Source organism: Dactylosporangium sp. NPDC005555 (assembly GCF_040605635.1).
Lineage (GTDB): Bacteria > Actinomycetota > Actinomycetes > Mycobacteriales > Micromonosporaceae > Dactylosporangium.
Genome location: NZ_JBEXDG010000004.1, coordinates 143197 through 161022, shown reverse-complemented (window position 1 = coordinate 161022; position 17826 = coordinate 143197). Strand labels below are relative to the sequence as shown.

The following is a 17826-nucleotide window of genomic DNA, read 5'->3' as shown; positions in this document are numbered from 1 at the left end:
GTGGTGGTGACCGGCCTCACGCCAGGGGTTGCTTGTCGTGCTAGTTCGAGGCGACGCCGAGTTCGGCGGCGCCGCCGGTGCCGGCGGTGTCGCCGCCGCCGTTGATCTGGGTGATGGACTCGAACGCGGTTTCGAGGCGGGCCTGGAGGGCGTCGAGCTGGGAGTACTCGGCGGTGTGCGAGGACTCGCTGCCTTCGGCGGCGAACACGTGGTCGGTCTCGACCGAGCTGTGGTCGTAGGAGGTGAAGTCGGACTCCTCGTAGTGCGCGCCGTTGGGGTTGGTGTACTCGACGTGGTGGCCCTGGTCGAACGACGTCTGCTCAGCGGCGGCGTGGTCCTGCTCGTAGACGTTGAACTGGTTGTTGTAGTCGGCCTCGCTGGCGTTGACCTGGTGCAGCTGGTCGAGGGATTCCTGCTCGTGGCCGGCCTCGTAGTTGCCGTAGGAGGTGTCGTCGCCGTTGTAGCCCGCGTCACCGGTCTCGTAGTCGCTCATGTCTATCTCCCCTGGAGTGGTGTTGTTGTCTCGCTGTTGAGATAGACGTTAGGACCGCGGGGAACGGTTCAAATCCCGGAAACGTGCCACCGCGTTGTGCATGCGGATGGCGCTGAACCGCAGGGTGCTGGCCGTGACAGCGGCCCAGAACCGCCACAGCTCCGGCAGCACCCGCAGCTGGATCCCGGCCTCCGCGTGCAGGGCGAGAAGGTCACCGACCGGCTCGGCCGGCCCGATCGGGACCACGGGCTCCACAGCGACGTGGGCGTGGTCCCCGATCGGCCGGAACTGCGCGGCCGGCAGCCGGTACGCGTAGACGCGGGCGGTGCGGATCGCCTCCAGCCAGCCGTACTCGACCGCGTGGACCCGGTCGCCACAACCGGCACCGACGATCCGGTCGCGGTCCTCGCCGGTGGTGTCCGGGCCGGTCCAGGCCATCGCCCGCGGGCACTGACGGGGAAACCAGTAGTCCGGCGAACGGTCGTGGTCGACGGCCCACACGTACGGCTCGGTCTCCCGCGCCGTCACCGCGACGTGCGGCACGAACCGGGTGATCGTCGGGTCCTCGGAGAAGTGCAGCACCTGCCCGGGCTCCGGTCGCATCAGCCGCCTTCCGTCGAGCCGCCGTGGTGACGCCGGTAGTGCCGCGCGACGCGGGCCCTGTTGCCGCAGCCGTCGGAGCACCACGCCCGGCGTGGATGGTTCCGGATGAAGTACAGCACGCAGCCCGGCGCATGACAGGCCCGCAGCAACAGGCGATCCGGCCCGGCGAACAACGCGACGGCTTCCTCGGCGATGGCCGCGATGGCGGCGAGCGCCGGGCTGTGCGCCGTTCGCGTCGCCGCGCGCGGCTCGTCATCGCTGTCGCCGGGGTCGGGCCAGTGCAGCTCCGACCACGAAGGAGCACGGGCACACGCACGGTTGACGACGGCGACCGCCATCTCCAGGTCGGCGCCGGACGGTGCGCCCGCCGCCACCTCGCCGCCGGTCGCCGCGGTCGCCATCCGATGGCCGGTGAGCTCCGCTGCCGCCTCACGGTCACCGCCGGTCGCCGCGGTCGCCATCCAGTGGCCGGTGAGCTCCGCTGTCGCCTCACGATCGTCGCCGGTCGCGGCGGCCGCGAGCTGCCGCAGGGCGTCGCGGAGGTCGCGCAGCTCGGCGGCCGCCTCCCAGCCGGGGATGCCGGCCTCGGGCCGCGCCTCCCGCAGCCAGCGCGCGGCGGCGGCCGGGTCGGCGATCGTGTCGTGCACGCCGTCGCGGTCCGCGCGCACGGTGTTCATCAGCTCGACCGGCAACGGCTCCACGAACCTAATGGTAAAGCATTGCGAAAACCATTTCACCGTGGACTAATGGAATGAGAGCAATTCATCCGTTAGGGAGGTGCCGACGGTGTTCCACGAAGGCGAGCTGGCGGTCCAGGATCGGGCCGGGGTGCGGCTCGAGGCGGCCCGGCTCAGCGGCATGCTGGCGCCCGGCGGGCTGAGCCGGGGCGCCGCAGGATGGCTGGCGGAGCGGACCCTCGCCGTCGTCACCGGCCGGGACGCCGCCGGCAGGCTGTGGGCCTCGGCGCTGACCGGGGCCCCCGGGTTCCTTGCGGGGCTCGGGCGGACACTGCGGGTCGGCGCGACCCTCCCCGCCGGTGACCCGCTGCACGACCTCCCGGCCGGGCAGCGGGTCGGCCTGATCGCGATCGACTTCGCCACCCGCCGCCGGATGCGCGTCAACGGCACCCTGACCAGGGTCGACGAGCTGACGATCGACGTGGCCGAGGCGTTCGGCAACTGCCCCCAGTACATCCACCCACGCCGGCTCGAAGCGGCACCGGCAGCGCCGGCGACGTTCACCGCGCCCGGCAAGCTCAGCCCGGCAGACGTGGCCGCCGTCCGCGGCGCCGACACGTTCTTCCTCGGCACCGCACACCCCGTCCGCGGCGCCGACGCTTCGCACCGCGGGGGTCCGCCGGGCTTTCTCCGTTCCGACGGCGACGGCGGCGAACTGTGGTGGCCGGACTATCCGGGCAACAACATGTTCAACAGTCTCGGCAACCTCGCCGCCGATCCGGCCGCCGCGCTGCTGGTGCCCGACTTCACGACCGGCCGCACCCTGCACCTTTCAGGGACCGCCACGGTCGAGTGGACCGAGGCCGGCACCGGCGCCCCCGACGAGGTGACGGGCCGGCGGGTGCGCTTCCACCCGACGGCCGTGGTCGCCGGCGTGCATCCCGCGCTGACCGCCCGCTGACCGGCCGGTGTTTCGCCCGGAACGCCCCTGGGAATCCGACTGCTCGACCGTTTCCCCCCAACGGAGGTTCCCATGTCGGCACAGGCCATTCTGTACATCATCGCCATCATCCTGCTCGTCGTCGCCGCCCTGCCGGTGCCGTCGCGCGGCTTCAACCTGGCGATCCTCGGCGCCGCCTTCGCCCTGCTCGCCTACGCCTGGCCGGTCGTCAGCGCGTAGCCACGCGGTGGCACGTTTCCGCCTCGAATCCGCCTTCACCTCCATCACCGAACTCAACGGTGGCAGCGGTGCCGGCACGGGCGGCGCAGCCGAACTCGGCGTCGCCTCCAACTAACACAGCAACACACCCCTGGCGTGAGGCCGGTCACCACCACGGTGACCGGCCTGCGCCATGTCAGGGGGCAGGGTGCAGGCTGTTGCGATGACCAACGCCGACACCGCCGCGCGCGTGTTCCGTTTCGCCGCGATCGGCGAGGCGTGCTCCTGGGCCGGCCTGCTGATCGGGATGTTCTTCAAGTACGTCGTGGTCGAGAACGAGATCGGCGTGAAGATCTTCGGGCCGGTCCACGGGGCGATGTTCGTCGCGTACCTGGCCGCCCTCGTCTGGGTGACGGTGCGGGAGCGGTGGAGCTTCTGGCGTCTCGTCGTCGGCGCCGCGGCGTCGATCCCGCCGTTCACGACGCTGCTGTTCGAGCTGTGGGTGGAACGCCGCCGGGTCAGGCCCGCCCCGGTAGCAGCGCGGGCCTGACCCGGAAAAAGCGTCAGGCAGGCAGGTTCCAGCGCTGGTTCGCGCCGGTGCCGCAGTCCCAGATCTGCAGCTGCGTGCCGTCCGCCGAGCTGGGCCCGGTCGCGTCCAGGCACTTGCCGAGGGCCCGCAGGGTCCCGTCGCCCGGTGCCGTCCAGGTCTGCGCCGTGCTGCCGTTGCAGTCGTACAGCTGGACCTTCGTGCCGTTCGCGGAGCTGGCCGCGGCGACGTCCAGGCACTTGCCGAGGGCGCGCAGCGTGCCGTCCGTGCCGACGGTCCACGACTGGGCGGCGGAGCCGTTGCACGTCCACAGCTGGATCTTGGTGCCGTTGGCGGTCGCCGCGCCCGCGACGTCGACGCACTTGGCGCCGTAGCCGGTGATCGGCCCGACCCGCGTGGACGGCGTACCGCTGCTGGCCCCGGCCCACAGGTAGGTGCCGACCGTCTTCGCCGGCAGCGTGCTGCCGATCTGCTGGCCGCCGACCCGCAGCGTGAAGGCCTGCGACGCACCGGTCTGGTTGACCACGACGGTGACGAGCGTGCCGTCCGGGTTGAGGAACGCGACGTTCGTGACGGTGCCGGTGCTGCCGTACCCGGTGGAGACCCGCCGGGCGCCGGGCTTCACGAACTTCGAGAACTGGGCGACCATGTTGTAGTCGGGCAGCGCCCAGAACGTGTCGCGGTTGCTGGTGCTCTGCACGAGCATCGTCGGGTCGGGCGAGCCTGACCACCGTTCGGGGGAGCGGTTCTGGTCGAGCATGCTGACCCAGCCCTCATACAGGGTGGCGTTGTTGCGGAAGTACTGCGCGATCCGGTCGGCGCCCGAGGTGCCCCACACGGAGCGCTCGGTCATCAGCATGTCCTTGTCCGGGTACGCCGCCTTCACCGTGCTCATCGCGGACGGGTCGCCGGCGTAGTCGTGGAATGCGATGCCGTCCACGGAGGAGTACGCGTCGGAATGGGCGCTGGACGAGCCGAGGACGCCCGCGGCGTAGGAGACCGCCTCGGAGAAGTTGTGGTCGAAGGCCCAGATGCGGGTGCTGAAGCCGTTGTTGGTGAGCTCGGTGCGCAGCGCCTTGGCCAGCTGCCGCTCCTGGTCGGCGGAGACGAGCATGCCGGGGTAGTCCGGCGGGGAGAACAGCGGCTCGTTCTGCAGGGTGAGGGCGTGGATCGGGATGCCCTGCGCGGCGTACGCGGCGACGGCCCGCCGGTAGTAGGCGGCGAGGGTCGGGATCTGGCCGGTGACGAGGCTGCCGCCGATGATGGCGTTGCTGGTCTTCATCCACGGCGGCGCCGACCACGCGCTCGCGAACACCTTGATGTCAGGGTTGATGGCGAGGGCCTGGCGGACGGTGGCGATGATGCCGAGGTCGATGTCGCGCTGGATCGAGAAGCGCGACAGCGTCGGGTCGGCGGCGCCGTCGTCGTAGGTGTAGAAGGCGCCCGACGTGAAGTCGCTGGTGCCGAACGTGATCCGGATGACGTTGAAGCCGGCGCCGGTCGCGGGGTCGACGAGCGCGCGCAGGGCCCGGTCGCGGGCGGTGGCGCTCATCCGCGACAGGTTGGAGACGGTCGACTCCTCCAGGGAGGAGCCGACGCCGAGGATCGTCTGGAAGCGGTTGTTCGTGTCGGCGGTGATGGTGGCGGTACCGGTGGCCGCGACGACGGGCGTGTCGGCCTGCCGGGACAGCTGGTAGGGCGTGCCGGCGAGGCCGGTGGCGGGGTTGGTGTACCAGTTGCCGTTCTTGGGTTCGTAGCCGGCGGTGCGGGACTCGGAGCTCCAGTAGACCTGGACGCTGGTGGCGGCGGCCTCAGCGCTGGGCACGCTGAGGGCCACCACCGACGCGGCCAGGACGGACAGGGCGAGCAACGGTCGGGTTGGGACCATGGTGATGCTCCTGGCGGGGGGCGGCGTGCACGAAAAGTTCAGGACTTGAAATAAGCCCCGATCGAACTCTCCGCAATAGGCAGCCAACCTGTCAATAGGTGGCCACGTTGAGCTTGCCGTTGGGGTCGAAGTATCCGATGGTGTCGTGGAAGCCGTCGGTGCCCGCGCCGACCGGGGACGCCGCCGGCAGCTCCCAGGCGAACATGTAGAAGCAGGTCGGCCGGCAGCCCTGGGAGTAGCCGCGATGCACGGTGCCGTCCGTCGCACGGAACCAGATGTAGAGGTCCGACGGGTGCGACGTCAGCGCGAGCGCGCCGGTGGACAGCTGCCCGGGCTGCGTCACGGTCGAGCGGTTGGTCAGCACGGAGGAGCCGGGCGTGACGGTCGCGAGGTTGATGACGCCGCCGGCGCCGGTCCAGCCGAGGATCAGCCCGTTGCCCGCGCCGGAGTCGTCGAAGACCAGCGCCGGACCGCCGGTGGTGGTCTCGGCGAGGGTGACCCGGTCGCGCAGCACCATGCCGCCGGGCGCGCCGGTGCAGCCGGTGCTGTCGAGGCGGGCCACGTTGATCCGGTTGTCGGTCCCGGTCCAGGCGATCCACCGGGTGCCGAAGGTGCTGTCGTGCGTCATCGCGGGTGACCGGTCGGTGCGCACGCCGGTGATCGCGGTCCGGCACTTGAGGCCGCTGCCGATGGTGTACCCGACGGTCAGGGTGTTGCCGTTGTTGGCGGCCGGCCACGCCAGGTAGACGCCGACGGCGTAGCCGAACGAGCCGTCGGCGTCCAGCGCCGGGCCCTCACCTTCGGGGATGCGCTCGACGACGGTGTTGTCCTTGGTGAAGGTGCGCCCGCCGTCGCCGGACCAGGCGACGATGAGCTGCTTGCCGGACGTGCCGGAGGTGGATCCGGTCCACGCGGCGTAGAGCCGGTTGCTCGCCAGGGCGAGCGCGGGGCGCCCCGACCCGGTGTGGACGGTGGTGTAGGCCGCCGCCACCCCCGGGATCAGGCTGATCGCGAGCATGACGGCGGCGGGAAGGACGAGACGACGGACCGACAAGGGTGCCTCCACTCAGAGCGCGAGAGAGCGCTCTCCCCAGTGAAGGGACAGCATCACGGTCGGTCAATCGGTGTTGCCATCAATTGCCATACCTGAAAGGTCGGGCCGTCGGACGGCGCCTCGGCGGCGGCGCCGCCGTAGAGGTTCACCGCGCCCGCGAGCGGCAGCCGCACCGGCGGGCCGGACGCCCGGCGGGCGAACACCAGGAGCCGTTCCGACGGGGTCTCCCGCCAGAAGGCGATCGTGTCGGCGTCGGCGTGCTCGACCCGCATCCCGCCGTGCCGCAGCGCCGGGTGGGCGCGGCGCAGCCCGAGCAGCGCCCGGTAGCGCTCCAGGGTCGGCCGGTGCCAGCCGGGCTCGTCGTGCCACGGCATCGGCTGCCGGGACTCCTCGCCGTACTCGCCGGTGAGTCCGAGCTCGTCGCCGGCGAAGAGCATCGGCACGCCCGGCAGGGTCGCGAGGAGCCCGGCGGCGACCTCGACCCGGCCGGGGTCGCCGGCGACGGTGCGGACGCGGGCGGTGTCGTGGGTGCTCAGCGCGTTCCACGAGTGCGTCCACGACCGCCACGACATGCTCGACGAGACGGCGCGCATCGCCTTGACGACGGCGTCGCCGCCGCGGGCCGGCACGCCGCCGGGGACACCGAGGAAGTCCGGCAGCGCCAGGTCCGGCCCGCGCAGCCAGGTCCACAGTGGACGGGTGAAGCCGGTGTAGTTCATGGTGCCCTGCCAGCCGTCGGCGTCGAGGTCACCGCCGGCGCCGTGGGCGTGCTCGGCGACGAGCATCGCGTCGGGGCGCACGTCGCGCACGGCGCGGGCGACGAGCCGCGACACCTCGTGGGTGAGGTCGTCGGTGCCGTGCCGGCCGGTCATGTTGGCGACGTCGACCCGCCAGCCGTCGAGGTGCTCGAGCCAGCGCTGCAGCGGGTCGACGAACGCCTTGCGCAGCCCGGTGGAGTTCCAGTTGAGCTTCGGCAGGCTCGGCACGCCGAGCCAGGCGGCGTAGCCGCCGTCCGGCCCGTGGTAGTAGCGGTCCCGGGCGGCCGGGTCGTGGAACCATTCGTGGCCGTCGCCGGTGTGGTTGGTGGTGATGTCGCCGATGAGCCGCATCCCGCGGGCGTGCAGGGCGTCGGCGAGCCGGGCGAGGGCCGCGTCGCCGCCGAGGAGCGGGTCGACGGTGTCGAAGGTGGACGCGTCGTAGCGGTGGTTGGAGCCGGCCGGGAAGAACGGGGTCAGATAGACGGTGTCCGCGCCGAGCGACCGGATGTGGTCGAGGCGGCCGGCGATGCCGTCGAGGTCGCCGCCGTAGATCTGCCGCCCGGCGAGCTCGCCGCGGCCGATGACCGGGGCGTCCCAGCCGCTCGGCACCGCCCACGAGGGCAGGGCGCGTTCGGCGTACGCGGCCGACCGGGCGAACCGGTCGGGGAAGATCTGGTAGATGACGGCGTCACGGATCCAGGCCGCCGGCGCCGGATGCGCCACCAGCCGGAAGTCGGTCGTGTCGGGGACCTCGTGACCGGCGAGCCCGTTCGCGGTGTACCAGTTGCCATCGACCAGGAACCGGTACGGCGTCACCGGATTGCGCACCGGCAGGGTCGCCCGCCACCAGAGCTCGTCGCCGCGGCGTTCGGAAGAAGCAGTACTGAAGCGCGGCTCACCGTCCACAAGGGATCTGACGTGGACCTGCGAAACCCCCGGCGAGGTCCGCAGGAGGACGTCGACGTCGCTGCCCGGCGCCGGCGCCTGGTCCGGCACGTGCAGGGCGGAACCGTCGTGGTGGATCATGGCTACCCCTTCACCGCACCCGCGGTCAGGCCCGACACGATGTACCGCTGCAGCGACTGGAACACGAGCACGGTGGGGATCGCGGTCAGCAGCGACCCGGCGCAGAACATTCCGAAGTTCGCGTTGCGCTGCCCGGCGATCAGCCCGTAGAGGCCGACGGCGAGGGTCTTGGAGTCGTCGGAGCGCAGGAACACGTTGGCGAGGAGGACCTCGTTGATGGTGCCGATGAAGCCGAGCAGCGCGGTCACCGCGAGGATCGGCGCGATCAGCGGCAGCGTGATTCGGAAGAACGTCTGCGCGTGGGTGGCGCCGTCCATCATCGCGGACTCGTCGAGCTCCCGCGGCACGGTGTCGAGGAACCCCTTCATCAGCCACGTGTTCACGCCGAGCGCGCCGCCGAGGTACAGCAGCATCAGCCCCCACGGGGTGTCCAGCCCGAACGCGGGATAGAAGTCGCCGATCTCGGCGAAGATCAGGTAGATGGTGACGACCGCGAGGAACTGCGGGAACATCTGAATGAGCAGCAGCGCCATCAGCCCGACCCGCCGGCCCGCGAAGCGCATGCGGGAGAAGGCGTAGGCGGCGAGCACCGACAGGAACACGGCCGCGGCGGCGGCGATGCTCGCGATGACGACGGAGTTGACGTACCACCGGCCGAAGGCGGTCTTGCCGAACAGGTCGGTGAAGTTCGCGGTGCTGGCGCCGGTCGGGTAGAGCTCCGTGGAGCTCAGCGAGCCGACGGGGTTGAAGGCCGCGGACACCACGAACACGATCGGGAAGAGCGAGAACACCAGGGCGGCGACCCCGACGGCGTGCCGCCAGCCCACCTTGCGCATCCACTTGGTCACGAGTAGACCTCTTCCTGCTTGCGGCTGCGCCGGAACCCGATCAGCGACACGACCGCCACGATGGCGAAGATGTAGACCGAGATCGCCGCGGCGAAGCCGAACTGGGCGCCGGAGCCGCCGAACGCCAGCCGGTAGGTGTAGGTGATGAGCAGGTCGGTGGCGCCGACCGTGGAATCGTCCGGCGGGAACGGGCCGCCCTCCGTGGTCAGGTAGATCGCGTTGAAGTTGTTGAAGTTGAACGCGAACGACGCGATGAGCAGCGGGGTCAGCGCGACCAGCAGCAGCGGCAGCGTGACCTGCCGGAAGCGTTGCAGCACCGACGCGCCGTCGATGGTCGCGGCCTCCGTCATCTCCTTCGGGATCGCCTGCAGCGCGCCCGTGGCGACGAGGAACATGTACGGGTAGCCCATCCACAGCTGCACGAGGATGACCGCGAGCCGGGCCGTCCACGCAGTACCGAACCAGTCGACGTCGATGCCGAAGAACCGGTTGATGAGCCCGAACTGCTGGTTGAACATGTCGCGCCAGACGAGCAGCATCGCGAATCCGGGCATGGCGTACGGCAGCACCAGCAGCACCCGGTACAGGCTGCGACCGCGCAACCGGTCGGCGTTGAGCGCGAGGGCGCACCCGAGGCCGAGGCCGAACGTGACGAGCACCGAGCCGATCGCGAACGCGAAGTTCCACACCATGGTGCTCAGGAAGTGCCCGGAGATGCGGGAGTCGGTGAGGACCCGGGTGAAGTTGTCGAGCCCGACGGACACCTTCCAGCCCTGCGGGAGCCGATCGCCGTCGGCGGCGACGAAGCTGCCGGAGGCGTTGTCGGCCTTCCACTGCCTGCCGGTGCCCCGGTCGGTGACGCAGTCGCAGCCCTGGTCGTAGAACTGGGTGGCCTGGCCGTTGTACGCGCGGGTGAGGCCGGACGCGCGGACCGCACCCTCCCCGGTGGGGACGCTGAAGGCGAGGATGTCGTCGTTGCGGAGGTTCGCCTCGCCGAGGGTCAGCAGCGTGTACCCGTCCGCGGCGACGATCCGGCCGCCGTCGACGGTGAGCTGCGCGGCGTGCAGGCCGGTGCCGTCGCCGACGAACGTCGCGCCGGTCTTGTCGACCAGCAGGAAGACGATGGCGCCCTCCCGGGTGGCGACGGCCAGGTCGTACTCCATGGAACCCGGGACCTGCTTGACCGACGCGCCCTGCACGGCGGTGACGGCGTCGGTCTTGCTGCCGCGGTGCCCGTCGCCGTAGTTGGTGAACGCGGTGCTGGCCGTGTAGAGCACCGGCGCCGCCTGGAAGGCGAGCAGGAAGATGGTGCCGGGCACCAGGTACTTGGCGGCGATGTGCCGCGGGGTCAGGTAGATGTAGAAGAGCAGTGCGGTGGTCGCGGTGAGCAGCGCGAGCCAGCCCCAGGCGTGGGCGTCGACCAGCGGGAGGGCGGCCGCGATCGCCAACGCCAGCCCGGCGCCGAGCAGGGCGATCTTGATGGTGGGGCCGGCGAGCGAGCCGCCTCCCCGCTGGGTCGTCGTCATGGTTACTTGGCGATCGCTTCGGAGATCGCCTTACCGGCGGCCGTCAGCGTCGACTGCACGTCGGCGCCGCCGACGATCGCGGCCTCGGCCTTGCCGAACGGGTCCCAGACCGCGGCCATGGCCGGGATCGCGGGGAGCACGGCGCCGCCCTTGCCGGCGTCCAGCCACTTCTGGATGTCGGGGTCGGTGCCCTTGACCTGGTCCAGGGCCGCGACGAGCGCCGGCGGGCGCGGGTTGGCCTGGTACAGCGCGACCTGCAGGTCGGGCTTGGTCAGGTAGTTGGTGATGAACTCGTTGGCCAGGGCCTTGCTCTTGCCCTTCGACGCGACGTAGAACGCCTGCACGCCGACGAACGGCTGGGCCGGCTTGCCACCGGCGAACGCCGGGATCGGGGTGATGTCGTACTTGACGCCGGCCTTCTTGATGTCGGCGACGGCCCACGGGCCGGAGATGAGGAACGCGGTCTTGCCGCCGGTGAACGTGGGGATGGCGTTGTCGCCGGTGATGGAGCGGGTCAGCGCGCCGCTGCCCTTCTCACCGAGCGCCGCGATCTTCTTGAACGCCTCGACGGAGGCGGGCTTGTCCACGCCCAGGTCGGCGGGGTCGTAGTCGCCGTTCGCCTTCTGCCCGAACAGGTAGCCGCCGGCGGAGGCGTACAGCGGGTACGCGTGGTACGCGTCGCCGTTGGTGCCGACCTGCAGCGACATGATGTTGGTGACCTTGCCGGCTGTTTTCAGCGTCTGACCGGTCTTGACGAGGTCCTCGATCGACGCGGGCGCGGTGGGCGCCAGGTCGGTGTTGCGGATCAGGGCGAGGTTCTCGATCGCGTACGGCACGCCGTAGAGCTGGCCGTTGAACGTGACGGCCTTGACCGCGACCTCGGCGAACGCCGACTTCTGCGCGTCCGGCAGCTGGACGGGGTCGATCGCGCCGTTCTGGACCAGGTTGCCGATCCAGTCGTGGGCGCCGACGACGATGTCCGGGCCCTTGCCCGACTGCGACGCGGTCACGAAGTTGGTCTGCAGGTCCTTGGAGACGGCCTGGACCTGGACGGTGACGCCGTTGTCCTTGCCGAACTTCTCGGCGAACGGCTTGAGCGCGGCGGAGCGCTGGTCGTCGGCCCAGATGGTGAGCGTGCCGCCGGCCGCCTTCGACTGCGTGGACGACGGGGTGGCCTTGTCGCCGTCGCCGCAAGCGGTGAGTGCCAACGACAGAGCCGCAAGGGTGACGACACCCGTGATGCGGATGCGCATGGGGTTTTCTCCTGTTCGGACAGGGGTGTGTGCAAGGTTTTGCAGGGTTTCTGCAGGGTGTGGTGCGCGGCCTCCCAGACGAGGGAGCCACGGGGAAATGCCAGATGCGGGGTGTGGGACGGGCGGGTGCCGGGTCGCGATTCCAACGGCACCCACGCGCCGTGGCCGAACGCTAGCAAGAGCTTGCGACGAATGAAAGACCTTGCATCGACCTTTCACAAATGGCGGTTCGATGCTTTACAGTCGCCTCATGTCCACCGAGCCACCCCGTGCCCGGCTCGCTGACATCGCCCGGCAGGCGGAGGTCAGCGAGGCGACGGTGTCCCGCGTGCTCAACAACCGCGCCGGCGTCAGCGCGGACACGCGGCAGGCCGTCCTCACCGCGCTCGACGTGCTCGGCTACGAGCGCCCGGAGCGGTTGCGCAAGCGCAGCGCGGGCCTCGTCGGGCTGGTCACGCCCGAGCTGGAGAACCCCATCTTCCCGCTCTTCGCCCAGATCATCGAGTCCTCGCTCGCCCAGCACGGCTTCACGCCGGTGCTGTGCACGCAGACCCCGGGCGGCGTGACCGAGGACGAGTATGTCGAGATGCTGCTGGACCGGTCCGTCGCCGGGATCATCTTCATCTCCGGCCTGCACGCCGACACCACCGCCGACCACGACCGCTACCGCAAGCTGATCGACCGGCCCCTGCCGATCGTGATGATCACCGGCTACGTCGCGGGCCTCGACGCACCCTGCATCTCCTGCGACGACCGGCTCGCCAGCCAGACCGCGGTCGACCACCTCGCCTCACTCGGCCACACCCGCATCGGCCTCATCTCGGGCCCCGACCGTTTCTCGCCGGTGCAGCGCAAGCTCACCGGTTACCGCGCGGCGATGCAGCGGCACGGCCTCGACGAGATGGTCGAGCTGTCCCTCTTCGGCGTCGAGGGCGGCGCGGCCGCCGCCGACCGGCTCATCGCGCGCGGCGCGACCGGCCTCGTCTGCGGCTCCGACCTGATGGCGCTCGGCGCGATCCGCGCCGCCCGCGCCCGCGGTCTTTCGGTGCCCAAGGACGTCTCCGTCGTCGGCTATGACGACTCGCTGCTCATCGCCTTCACCGACCCGCCGCTGACGACCCTGCGGCAGCCGGTCCGGGCGATGTCCAACGCCGCCGTGCGCGCCCTCGTCGACACCATCAACGGGCAGCCGACCCCGCACTCGGAGTTCCTGTTCCCTCCCGAGCTGGTGGTCCGCGGCTCGACGGGCATCGTCGCCCGCTGAATTTCTCTCCCCCCTTCTCTTCAGCGCAAGGGATTCCTTCACCGTGCCTTCTTCACACTGGTGGCGCACCGCTGCCATTTACGAGATCTACGTCCGCAGCTTCGCCGACGGCAACGGCGACGGCGAGGGCGACCTCATCGGGTTGCGGGAGCGCCTGCCGTACCTGCGTGAGCTCGGCGTCGACGCGATCTGGCTGACGCCCTTCTACCGCTCCCCGATGGTCGACGGCGGCTACGACGTCGCCGACTACCGCGACGTCGACCCGCTCTTCGGCACCCTGGCCGACTTCGACGCGATGCTCGCCGCCGCGCACGCCCTGGACATCCGCGTCATCGTCGACATCGTGCCGAACCACACGTCGTCGCAGCACGCGTGGTTCGCCGAGGCCCTTGCCGCCGGGCCCGGCTCGCTCGCGCGGGACCGGTACATCTTCCGGCCGTCCTCGTCGCCGGGCGAGCCCCCGAACGACTGGGAGTCCATCTTCGGCGGCCGCGCCTGGACCCGCACCCCGGACGGTGAGTGGTACCTGCACCTGTTCGACCCCGGCCAGCCCGACCTGAACTGGGACAACGCCGACGTGCGCGCCGAGTTCGAGTCGGTGCTGCGCTTCTGGCTCGACCGTGGCGTCGACGGCTTCCGCGTCGACGTCGCCCACGGCATGGTCAAGGCGGCCGGCCTGCCGTCGGTTGGGCACCCGCAGCAGATCGGGCTGCTCGGCCGGGAGCCGCTGCCGTACTTCGACCAGGACGGCGTCCACGAGATCTACCGTGCCTGGCGCAAGATCCTCGACTCCTACCCCGGGGACCGGATGGCCGTCGCCGAGGCGTGGGCGTCGACCCCGCTGCGGCTGGCCCGCTACGTCGCCCCCGACGAGCTGCACCAGGCGTTCAACTTCGACTTCCTCGCCGCGCCGTGGTCCGCCGCCGAGCTCCGCTCGACGATCGACGCCTGCGTCGAGGCCGCCGACAGCGTGGGCGCCCCGACCACGTGGGTGCTGTCCAACCACGACAAGGCCCGGCACGTCACCCGCTTCGGCTCGCCGGAGATCGCCCGGGCCGCGGCACTGCTCATGCTGGCCCTGCCCGGCGCGGCCTACCTGTACCAGGGCGAGGAGCTCGGCCTGCCGGAGGTCCTGGACCTGCCCGACGACGCCCGCCAGGACCCGGTGTGGCACCGCTCCGGCGGCACCGACCCCGGCCGCGACGGCTGCCGCGTCCCGCTGCCCTGGACCGCCGGCGAGCCCGCCTACGGCTTCTCCACCACCGGCCGCTCCTGGCTCCCCCAGCCCGACTGGTCGTCCTTCGCCGCCTCGGCGCAGCAGGACGTGCCGTCGTCGTTCCATTCGCTGTACCGGGAGGCGCTGCGCCTGCGGCGCACGTTCACCGGCCCGCTGACGTGGCAGGAGTCCCCCGCGGACGTGCTGGACTTCATGCGCGGCGGCGTCCGCTGCGTCGTCAACCTGTCGGGTGCGGCGGTCCCCCTCCCGCTCGGCTCCGTCGTCCTGGCGAGCGGCGACCTGCCCGACGGGACGCTCCCGCCGGACACGGCCGTCTGGCTGCACTGACCCGTCCTGTCAGGGGGCATCCATGGGCGCGGCGGGTCGCATATGCTGCCCGCCGTGCCGTTTCAGATGCCGGTGCCGGAGAGCGAACCGGTCGACCTCTACACCGAGCTGCGCCGGCTCGCCGCCGACGCCGACCGTGGCAACTGGCCCGCCGTCGCCGCGTTCCTCGGCGGCCTGCGCGGCCTCGACGACCTCGCAGTGGCATGCCGTCAGGTGGAGGAGCGTCTCAGCGACGACGTGCTCCAGCGGGTGCCGGCCACGGATCCGACCTGGCTGCTGGCACAGACCCTCCTCGGCGTCCGCACCGTGCAGCGGGGCTGGGGCATCCGCGGCACCGGCTGGGCCCGCAACGTGACGAGACAGCAGTGGGCGGGCTTCCACGAGCACCTCAACCGGGCCGAGCAGATCCTCATCGAGGTCACCGCCCGGGAGCCGCGGCAGGGCTACGCGTGGCTGGAGCGGATGATCATCTGCCGGGGCATCTCGCTCGGGCACGACGAGGCCCGCCGGCGCTACGACCGGCTCAGCGTGCACCACCCGCACGCGTACATCGCCGGCTATCACCTCATCCAGCAGCTGCAGCCGAAGTGGGGCGGGTCGTGGGAGAAGGTGGCCGAGTTCTCCGCCGAGCTGCTGCGCAGCGCACCGCCGGGGTCGATCGGCCTCCTCGCCGTCGTCGCCGGGCACATGGAGCGCTTCGGCGCCGCCGACAACGACGCCGAGGGCACGGCGCTGCTGCGGGACCCGAAGGTCGTCGCGCAGATCCACGCCGTGGCCGACGTGACCGTCCGGCACCCCGCGTTCCAGCCCGGCTACCGGTACCACACCGCGCACGACTGGTTCGCGATGCTGTTCTCCCTCATCGGCGACCACGCGGCCGCGGCGCCGCACTTCCGGGCCCTCGCCGGGCGGCGCACACCACTCTGGTCGGAGTACTTCGACAAGCCGGGCACCGCGTACGCGAACCTCCGTGACCGCGCGCTGGGCGCATCGGGAAGGGGCTGACCATGCTGCACCGCACCGAGGTCGACGGCGTGCCGACGCTGCTCGCGCCGGGCTCCGGCCCGATGACCGCCGGGCTGACCTTCCGGGTCGGCCTGGCCGACGAGGGTGCCGCCCGCATCGGCATCACGCACCTCGTCGAGCATCTCGCGCTGCACCGGCACGGCGTCGCCGACTACCACTACAACGGCGCCACCGGCAGCGTCGTCACCCACTTCCACATGCAGGGCAGCGAGAGCGACATCGTCACGTACCTGGAGATGGTCTGCGACTCCCTCGCGAACCTGCCGGTGCAGCGGCTGGAGACCGAGAAGGCGATCCTGCGCACCGAGGCGGCCGGGCGCGGCGGCGTCAACCGGATGCTGCCGATGTGGCGGTACGGCGCCCAGCACTACGGCCTGGTCAGCTACCCCGAGTGGGGCATCGACCGGCTCGGCCCCGACGACGTGCAGTCCTGGGCGAACGCCTGGTTCACCCGCGCGAACGCCGTGCTGTGGATCTCCGGCGACCGGGTCCCGCCGGGCCTGCGGCTGCGCCTGCCGGCCGGGACGCTCCGCCCGGTGCCGGTCGCCTCGACGATGCTGCCGGCGACCCCGGCGTACTTCACCGGCGCCGGCGGCGGCGTCGTCTTCGACGGCATCATGCGGCGGCACCCGGCCGGTTCGGTGTTCGCCCTGATGCTGGAGCGGGAGCTGTTCCGGTCGCTGCGGCAGGAGAGCGGCCTGTCGTATGCGGCGAGCGCCTCCTACGACCCGCGCGGCGACGGCTTCGCGGTCGTCACCGCGTTCGCCGACGCGCTGCCGGAGAAGCAGGGCGCGGTCGTCGGCGGTTTCGTCGACGTCCTCGCCGGGTTCCGGGTCGGCCGGATCACCCAGACCGACCTCGACGCGGTCCGCGCGAAACGCGACGAGGCGCTGCGCCACCCCGACGCGCACGCCGGCCGGCTGCCGGGCCTGGCCGCCGACCTGCTCACCGGCGCGCGGCTGCGCACCCTCGACCAGCTGCGCGGCCAGTTGTACGCCGTGACCCTCGCCGACGTGCACGACGCCGCCCTGCAGGTCCTCGGCTCGGGGCTGCTGCAGGTGCCGCCGGGCAGCCGCGCCGACTGGGCCGGGTTCGCGGCGGCGCCGACGACCTCCACGGACGCGGTCCCCGGGCACACGTACCGGGCCCTCGACGGCTCCGGCGCTTCGCTCGTCCTCGGCGCGGACGGGGTCAGCATCGTCGAGGGCGAGTGCCGGGCGACGGTCCGCTACCGCTCCTGCGCGGTGGTGCACGCATGGCCGGACGGCGCGCGGCAGCTGATCGGCCTGGACGGGATCGCGGTGCTGGTCGAGCCGGCGCTGTTCGCCGCGCCCGCGGACACCACCGCCCGCATCGACCGGTCCGTGCACCCGTCGATCATCCTGCCGATGCCGGCCCGCAGACCGGACGACATCCCTCGCCCGTCGCCGGCACCCACCACCGGCGCGTTCCCGTCGTCCACCGGCCCCGTCCCGCGGACCGTCGGCGTGCTCCCGCCCGGCGGCGAGTTCCCGCCCGCGACCGGCAGGTTCCCGCCGTTCACCGGCCTGTTCCGACCGGCAGCCGGGGCGTTCCCGCCTGCGGCCAGGGAGTTCGGGGCCTAGGCGGCCGCAGACCCTCGACCAGGCCGCGTTCCCGGCGACACGGTACGGCGGGGTCGCCCCGGCGCTGACGGCGGGCTTCGTCCCCCATCCGGCTTCCGGATCCGCGAAGCGTGTCGCGGAGGGCGCTTTCTGTTGTCCTGCCCATGTGCGGGCGGCCAATCGCTGGGCCGATGGTTCCGCACAGCCTCCGGCCGCACGAATGGGTAGCGTGGTCATCCTGAGTGTCGTACCTGAGGTGGCCTCCGCACCTCCGCGCTCACATGATGTACCGCCGTCGAGGTACCTATGTCGTGGCGCACCACCGCTGGTGGCACAGGAACACAGACCAATGCAAGGTTTTCGTGCCCGGCCCACTGTGGGTTTTGCAGCCGGCGGCCGTGGTGTCACCACCGAATAGGTACCTCGACGGCGGGAACCATGTGCGGACGGCGGCACGGAGGTCACCTCAGGCACGGCCGCCACCGCAACCACGCCACCCGTTGCGCAGCCGAAGGCGGCGCGAACCATCGGCCCAGCGATTGGCCGCCCGCACACGG

At 71.5% G+C, this 17826-nt stretch carries 16 protein-coding genes; 7 read left to right on the top strand and 9 right to left on the bottom strand.

Going from position 1 to position 17826, the window contains the following annotated elements; all coding sequences use genetic code 11:
• Positions 1-40: 40 nt before the first annotated feature.
• From ABZS58_RS06615 to ABZS58_RS06605, 3 genes are read right to left on the bottom strand one after another with little or no spacing between them, the layout of a single operon-like run.
• Positions 41-493 (bottom strand): hypothetical protein, encoded by a 453-nt coding sequence (locus ABZS58_RS06615; RefSeq protein WP_354778307.1) that lies wholly within the window; start codon positions 491-493, stop codon positions 41-43.
• 48 nt (positions 494-541) lie between these two features.
• Positions 542-1096 carry a DUF6886 family protein gene (locus ABZS58_RS06610; protein WP_354778305.1) on the bottom strand — a complete coding sequence of 185 codons (555 nt, stop codon included), beginning with the start codon at positions 1094-1096 and terminating at the stop codon, positions 542-544.
• Positions 1096-1797 carry a CGNR zinc finger domain-containing protein gene (locus ABZS58_RS06605; RefSeq protein ID WP_354778304.1) on the bottom strand — a complete coding sequence of 234 codons (702 nt, stop codon included), beginning with the start codon at positions 1795-1797 and terminating at the stop codon, positions 1096-1098. Before ABZS58_RS06605 ends, ABZS58_RS06610 begins: the two co-directional genes overlap by 1 nt.
• 85 nt (positions 1798-1882) lie before the next feature.
• Between ABZS58_RS06605 and ABZS58_RS06600 the strand changes: the two genes are divergently transcribed.
• From ABZS58_RS06600 to ABZS58_RS06590, 3 genes are all read left to right on the top strand, one after another.
• Entirely contained in the window at positions 1883-2734 is an 852-nt protein-coding gene (locus ABZS58_RS06600) for a pyridoxamine 5'-phosphate oxidase family protein (protein WP_354778302.1), read from the top strand.
• Positions 2735-2806: 72 nt separating this feature from the next.
• Positions 2807-2953 (top strand): hypothetical protein, encoded by a 147-nt coding sequence (locus tag ABZS58_RS06595; RefSeq protein ID WP_354778301.1) that lies wholly within the window; start codon positions 2807-2809, stop codon positions 2951-2953.
• A gap of 202 nt (positions 2954-3155) precedes the next feature.
• Positions 3156-3482, top strand: coding sequence for a DUF3817 domain-containing protein (locus tag ABZS58_RS06590; protein WP_354778299.1), 327 nt, complete (start codon positions 3156-3158; stop codon positions 3480-3482).
• Between the two features lie 13 nt (positions 3483-3495).
• Here the strand turns inward: ABZS58_RS06590 and ABZS58_RS06585 are convergent, their stop codons facing one another.
• The 6 genes from ABZS58_RS06585 to ABZS58_RS06560 all read right to left on the bottom strand — a co-directional run bounded on the left by ABZS58_RS06585 (position 3496) and on the right by ABZS58_RS06560 (position 11832).
• On the bottom strand, positions 3496-5367 hold the full coding sequence (locus ABZS58_RS06585; protein ID WP_354778298.1) for a ricin-type beta-trefoil lectin domain protein: 1872 nt from the start codon (positions 5365-5367) through the stop codon (positions 3496-3498).
• Between the two features lie 91 nt (positions 5368-5458).
• Positions 5459-6421 (bottom strand): hypothetical protein, encoded by a 963-nt coding sequence (locus ABZS58_RS06580; protein WP_354778296.1) that lies wholly within the window; start codon positions 6419-6421, stop codon positions 5459-5461.
• A 53-nt stretch (positions 6422-6474) separates the two neighbouring features.
• Complete coding sequence (locus ABZS58_RS06575; protein WP_354778294.1) at positions 6475-8205, bottom strand: glycoside hydrolase family 13 protein; 1731 nt, start codon at positions 8203-8205, stop codon at positions 6475-6477.
• Between the two features lie 2 nt (positions 8206-8207).
• Complete coding sequence (locus ABZS58_RS06570; RefSeq protein ID WP_354778586.1) at positions 8208-9041, bottom strand: sugar ABC transporter permease; 834 nt, start codon at positions 9039-9041, stop codon at positions 8208-8210.
• 8 nt (positions 9042-9049) lie between these two features.
• Positions 9050-10579 (bottom strand): ABC transporter permease subunit, encoded by a 1530-nt coding sequence (locus ABZS58_RS06565; protein WP_354778292.1) that lies wholly within the window; start codon positions 10577-10579, stop codon positions 9050-9052.
• A 2-nt stretch (positions 10580-10581) separates the two neighbouring features.
• Positions 10582-11832 carry a maltose ABC transporter substrate-binding protein gene (locus tag ABZS58_RS06560; protein WP_354778290.1) on the bottom strand — a complete coding sequence of 417 codons (1251 nt, stop codon included), beginning with the start codon at positions 11830-11832 and terminating at the stop codon, positions 10582-10584.
• A 250-nt stretch (positions 11833-12082) separates the two neighbouring features.
• Here ABZS58_RS06560 and ABZS58_RS06555 point away from each other — a divergent pair, with 250 nt between their 5' ends.
• Genes ABZS58_RS06555 through ABZS58_RS06540 form a run of 4 tightly spaced genes read left to right on the top strand, consistent with a single transcriptional unit; the run spans position 12083 to position 17290 of the window.
• Positions 12083-13096, top strand: coding sequence for a LacI family DNA-binding transcriptional regulator (locus tag ABZS58_RS06555; RefSeq protein ID WP_354778288.1), 1014 nt, complete (start codon positions 12083-12085; stop codon positions 13094-13096).
• A 43-nt stretch (positions 13097-13139) separates the two neighbouring features.
• On the top strand, positions 13140-14660 hold the full coding sequence (locus tag ABZS58_RS06550) for a glycoside hydrolase family 13 protein (RefSeq protein ID WP_354778286.1): 1521 nt from the start codon (positions 13140-13142) through the stop codon (positions 14658-14660).
• Between the two features lie 54 nt (positions 14661-14714).
• Entirely contained in the window at positions 14715-15665 is a 951-nt protein-coding gene (locus ABZS58_RS06545; protein WP_354778284.1) for a hypothetical protein, read from the top strand.
• A 2-nt stretch (positions 15666-15667) separates the two neighbouring features.
• Positions 15668-17290, top strand: coding sequence for an insulinase family protein (locus ABZS58_RS06540; protein ID WP_354778282.1), 1623 nt, complete (start codon positions 15668-15670; stop codon positions 17288-17290).
• Positions 17291-17826 lie beyond the last annotated feature (536 nt).

What these genes read in the sequence shown, in the direction of transcription:
- ABZS58_RS06540 (WP_354778282.1), top strand. Translation starts at nt 15,668, where the DNA reads ATGCTGCACCGCACCGAGGTCGACGGCGTGCCGACGCTGCTCGCGCCG.
- ABZS58_RS06610 (WP_354778305.1), bottom strand. Translation starts at nt 1,096, where the DNA reads ATGCGACCGGAGCCCGGGCAGGTGCTGCACTTCTCCGAGGACCCGACG.
- ABZS58_RS06560 (WP_354778290.1), bottom strand. Translation starts at nt 11,832, where the DNA reads ATGCGCATCCGCATCACGGGTGTCGTCACCCTTGCGGCTCTGTCGTTG.
- ABZS58_RS06575 (WP_354778294.1), bottom strand. Translation starts at nt 8,205, where the DNA reads ATGATCCACCACGACGGTTCCGCCCTGCACGTGCCGGACCAGGCGCCG.
- ABZS58_RS06585 (WP_354778298.1), bottom strand. Translation starts at nt 5,367, where the DNA reads ATGGTCCCAACCCGACCGTTGCTCGCCCTGTCCGTCCTGGCCGCGTCG.
- ABZS58_RS06565 (WP_354778292.1), bottom strand. Translation starts at nt 10,579, where the DNA reads ATGACGACGACCCAGCGGGGAGGCGGCTCGCTCGCCGGCCCCACCATC.
- ABZS58_RS06590 (WP_354778299.1), top strand. Translation starts at nt 3,156, where the DNA reads ATGACCAACGCCGACACCGCCGCGCGCGTGTTCCGTTTCGCCGCGATC.
- ABZS58_RS06570 (WP_354778586.1), bottom strand. Translation starts at nt 9,041, where the DNA reads ATGCGCAAGGTGGGCTGGCGGCACGCCGTCGGGGTCGCCGCCCTGGTG.
- ABZS58_RS06555 (WP_354778288.1), top strand. Translation starts at nt 12,083, where the DNA reads ATGTCCACCGAGCCACCCCGTGCCCGGCTCGCTGACATCGCCCGGCAG.
- ABZS58_RS06595 (WP_354778301.1), top strand. Translation starts at nt 2,807, where the DNA reads ATGTCGGCACAGGCCATTCTGTACATCATCGCCATCATCCTGCTCGTC.
- ABZS58_RS06615 (WP_354778307.1), bottom strand. Translation starts at nt 493, where the DNA reads ATGAGCGACTACGAGACCGGTGACGCGGGCTACAACGGCGACGACACC.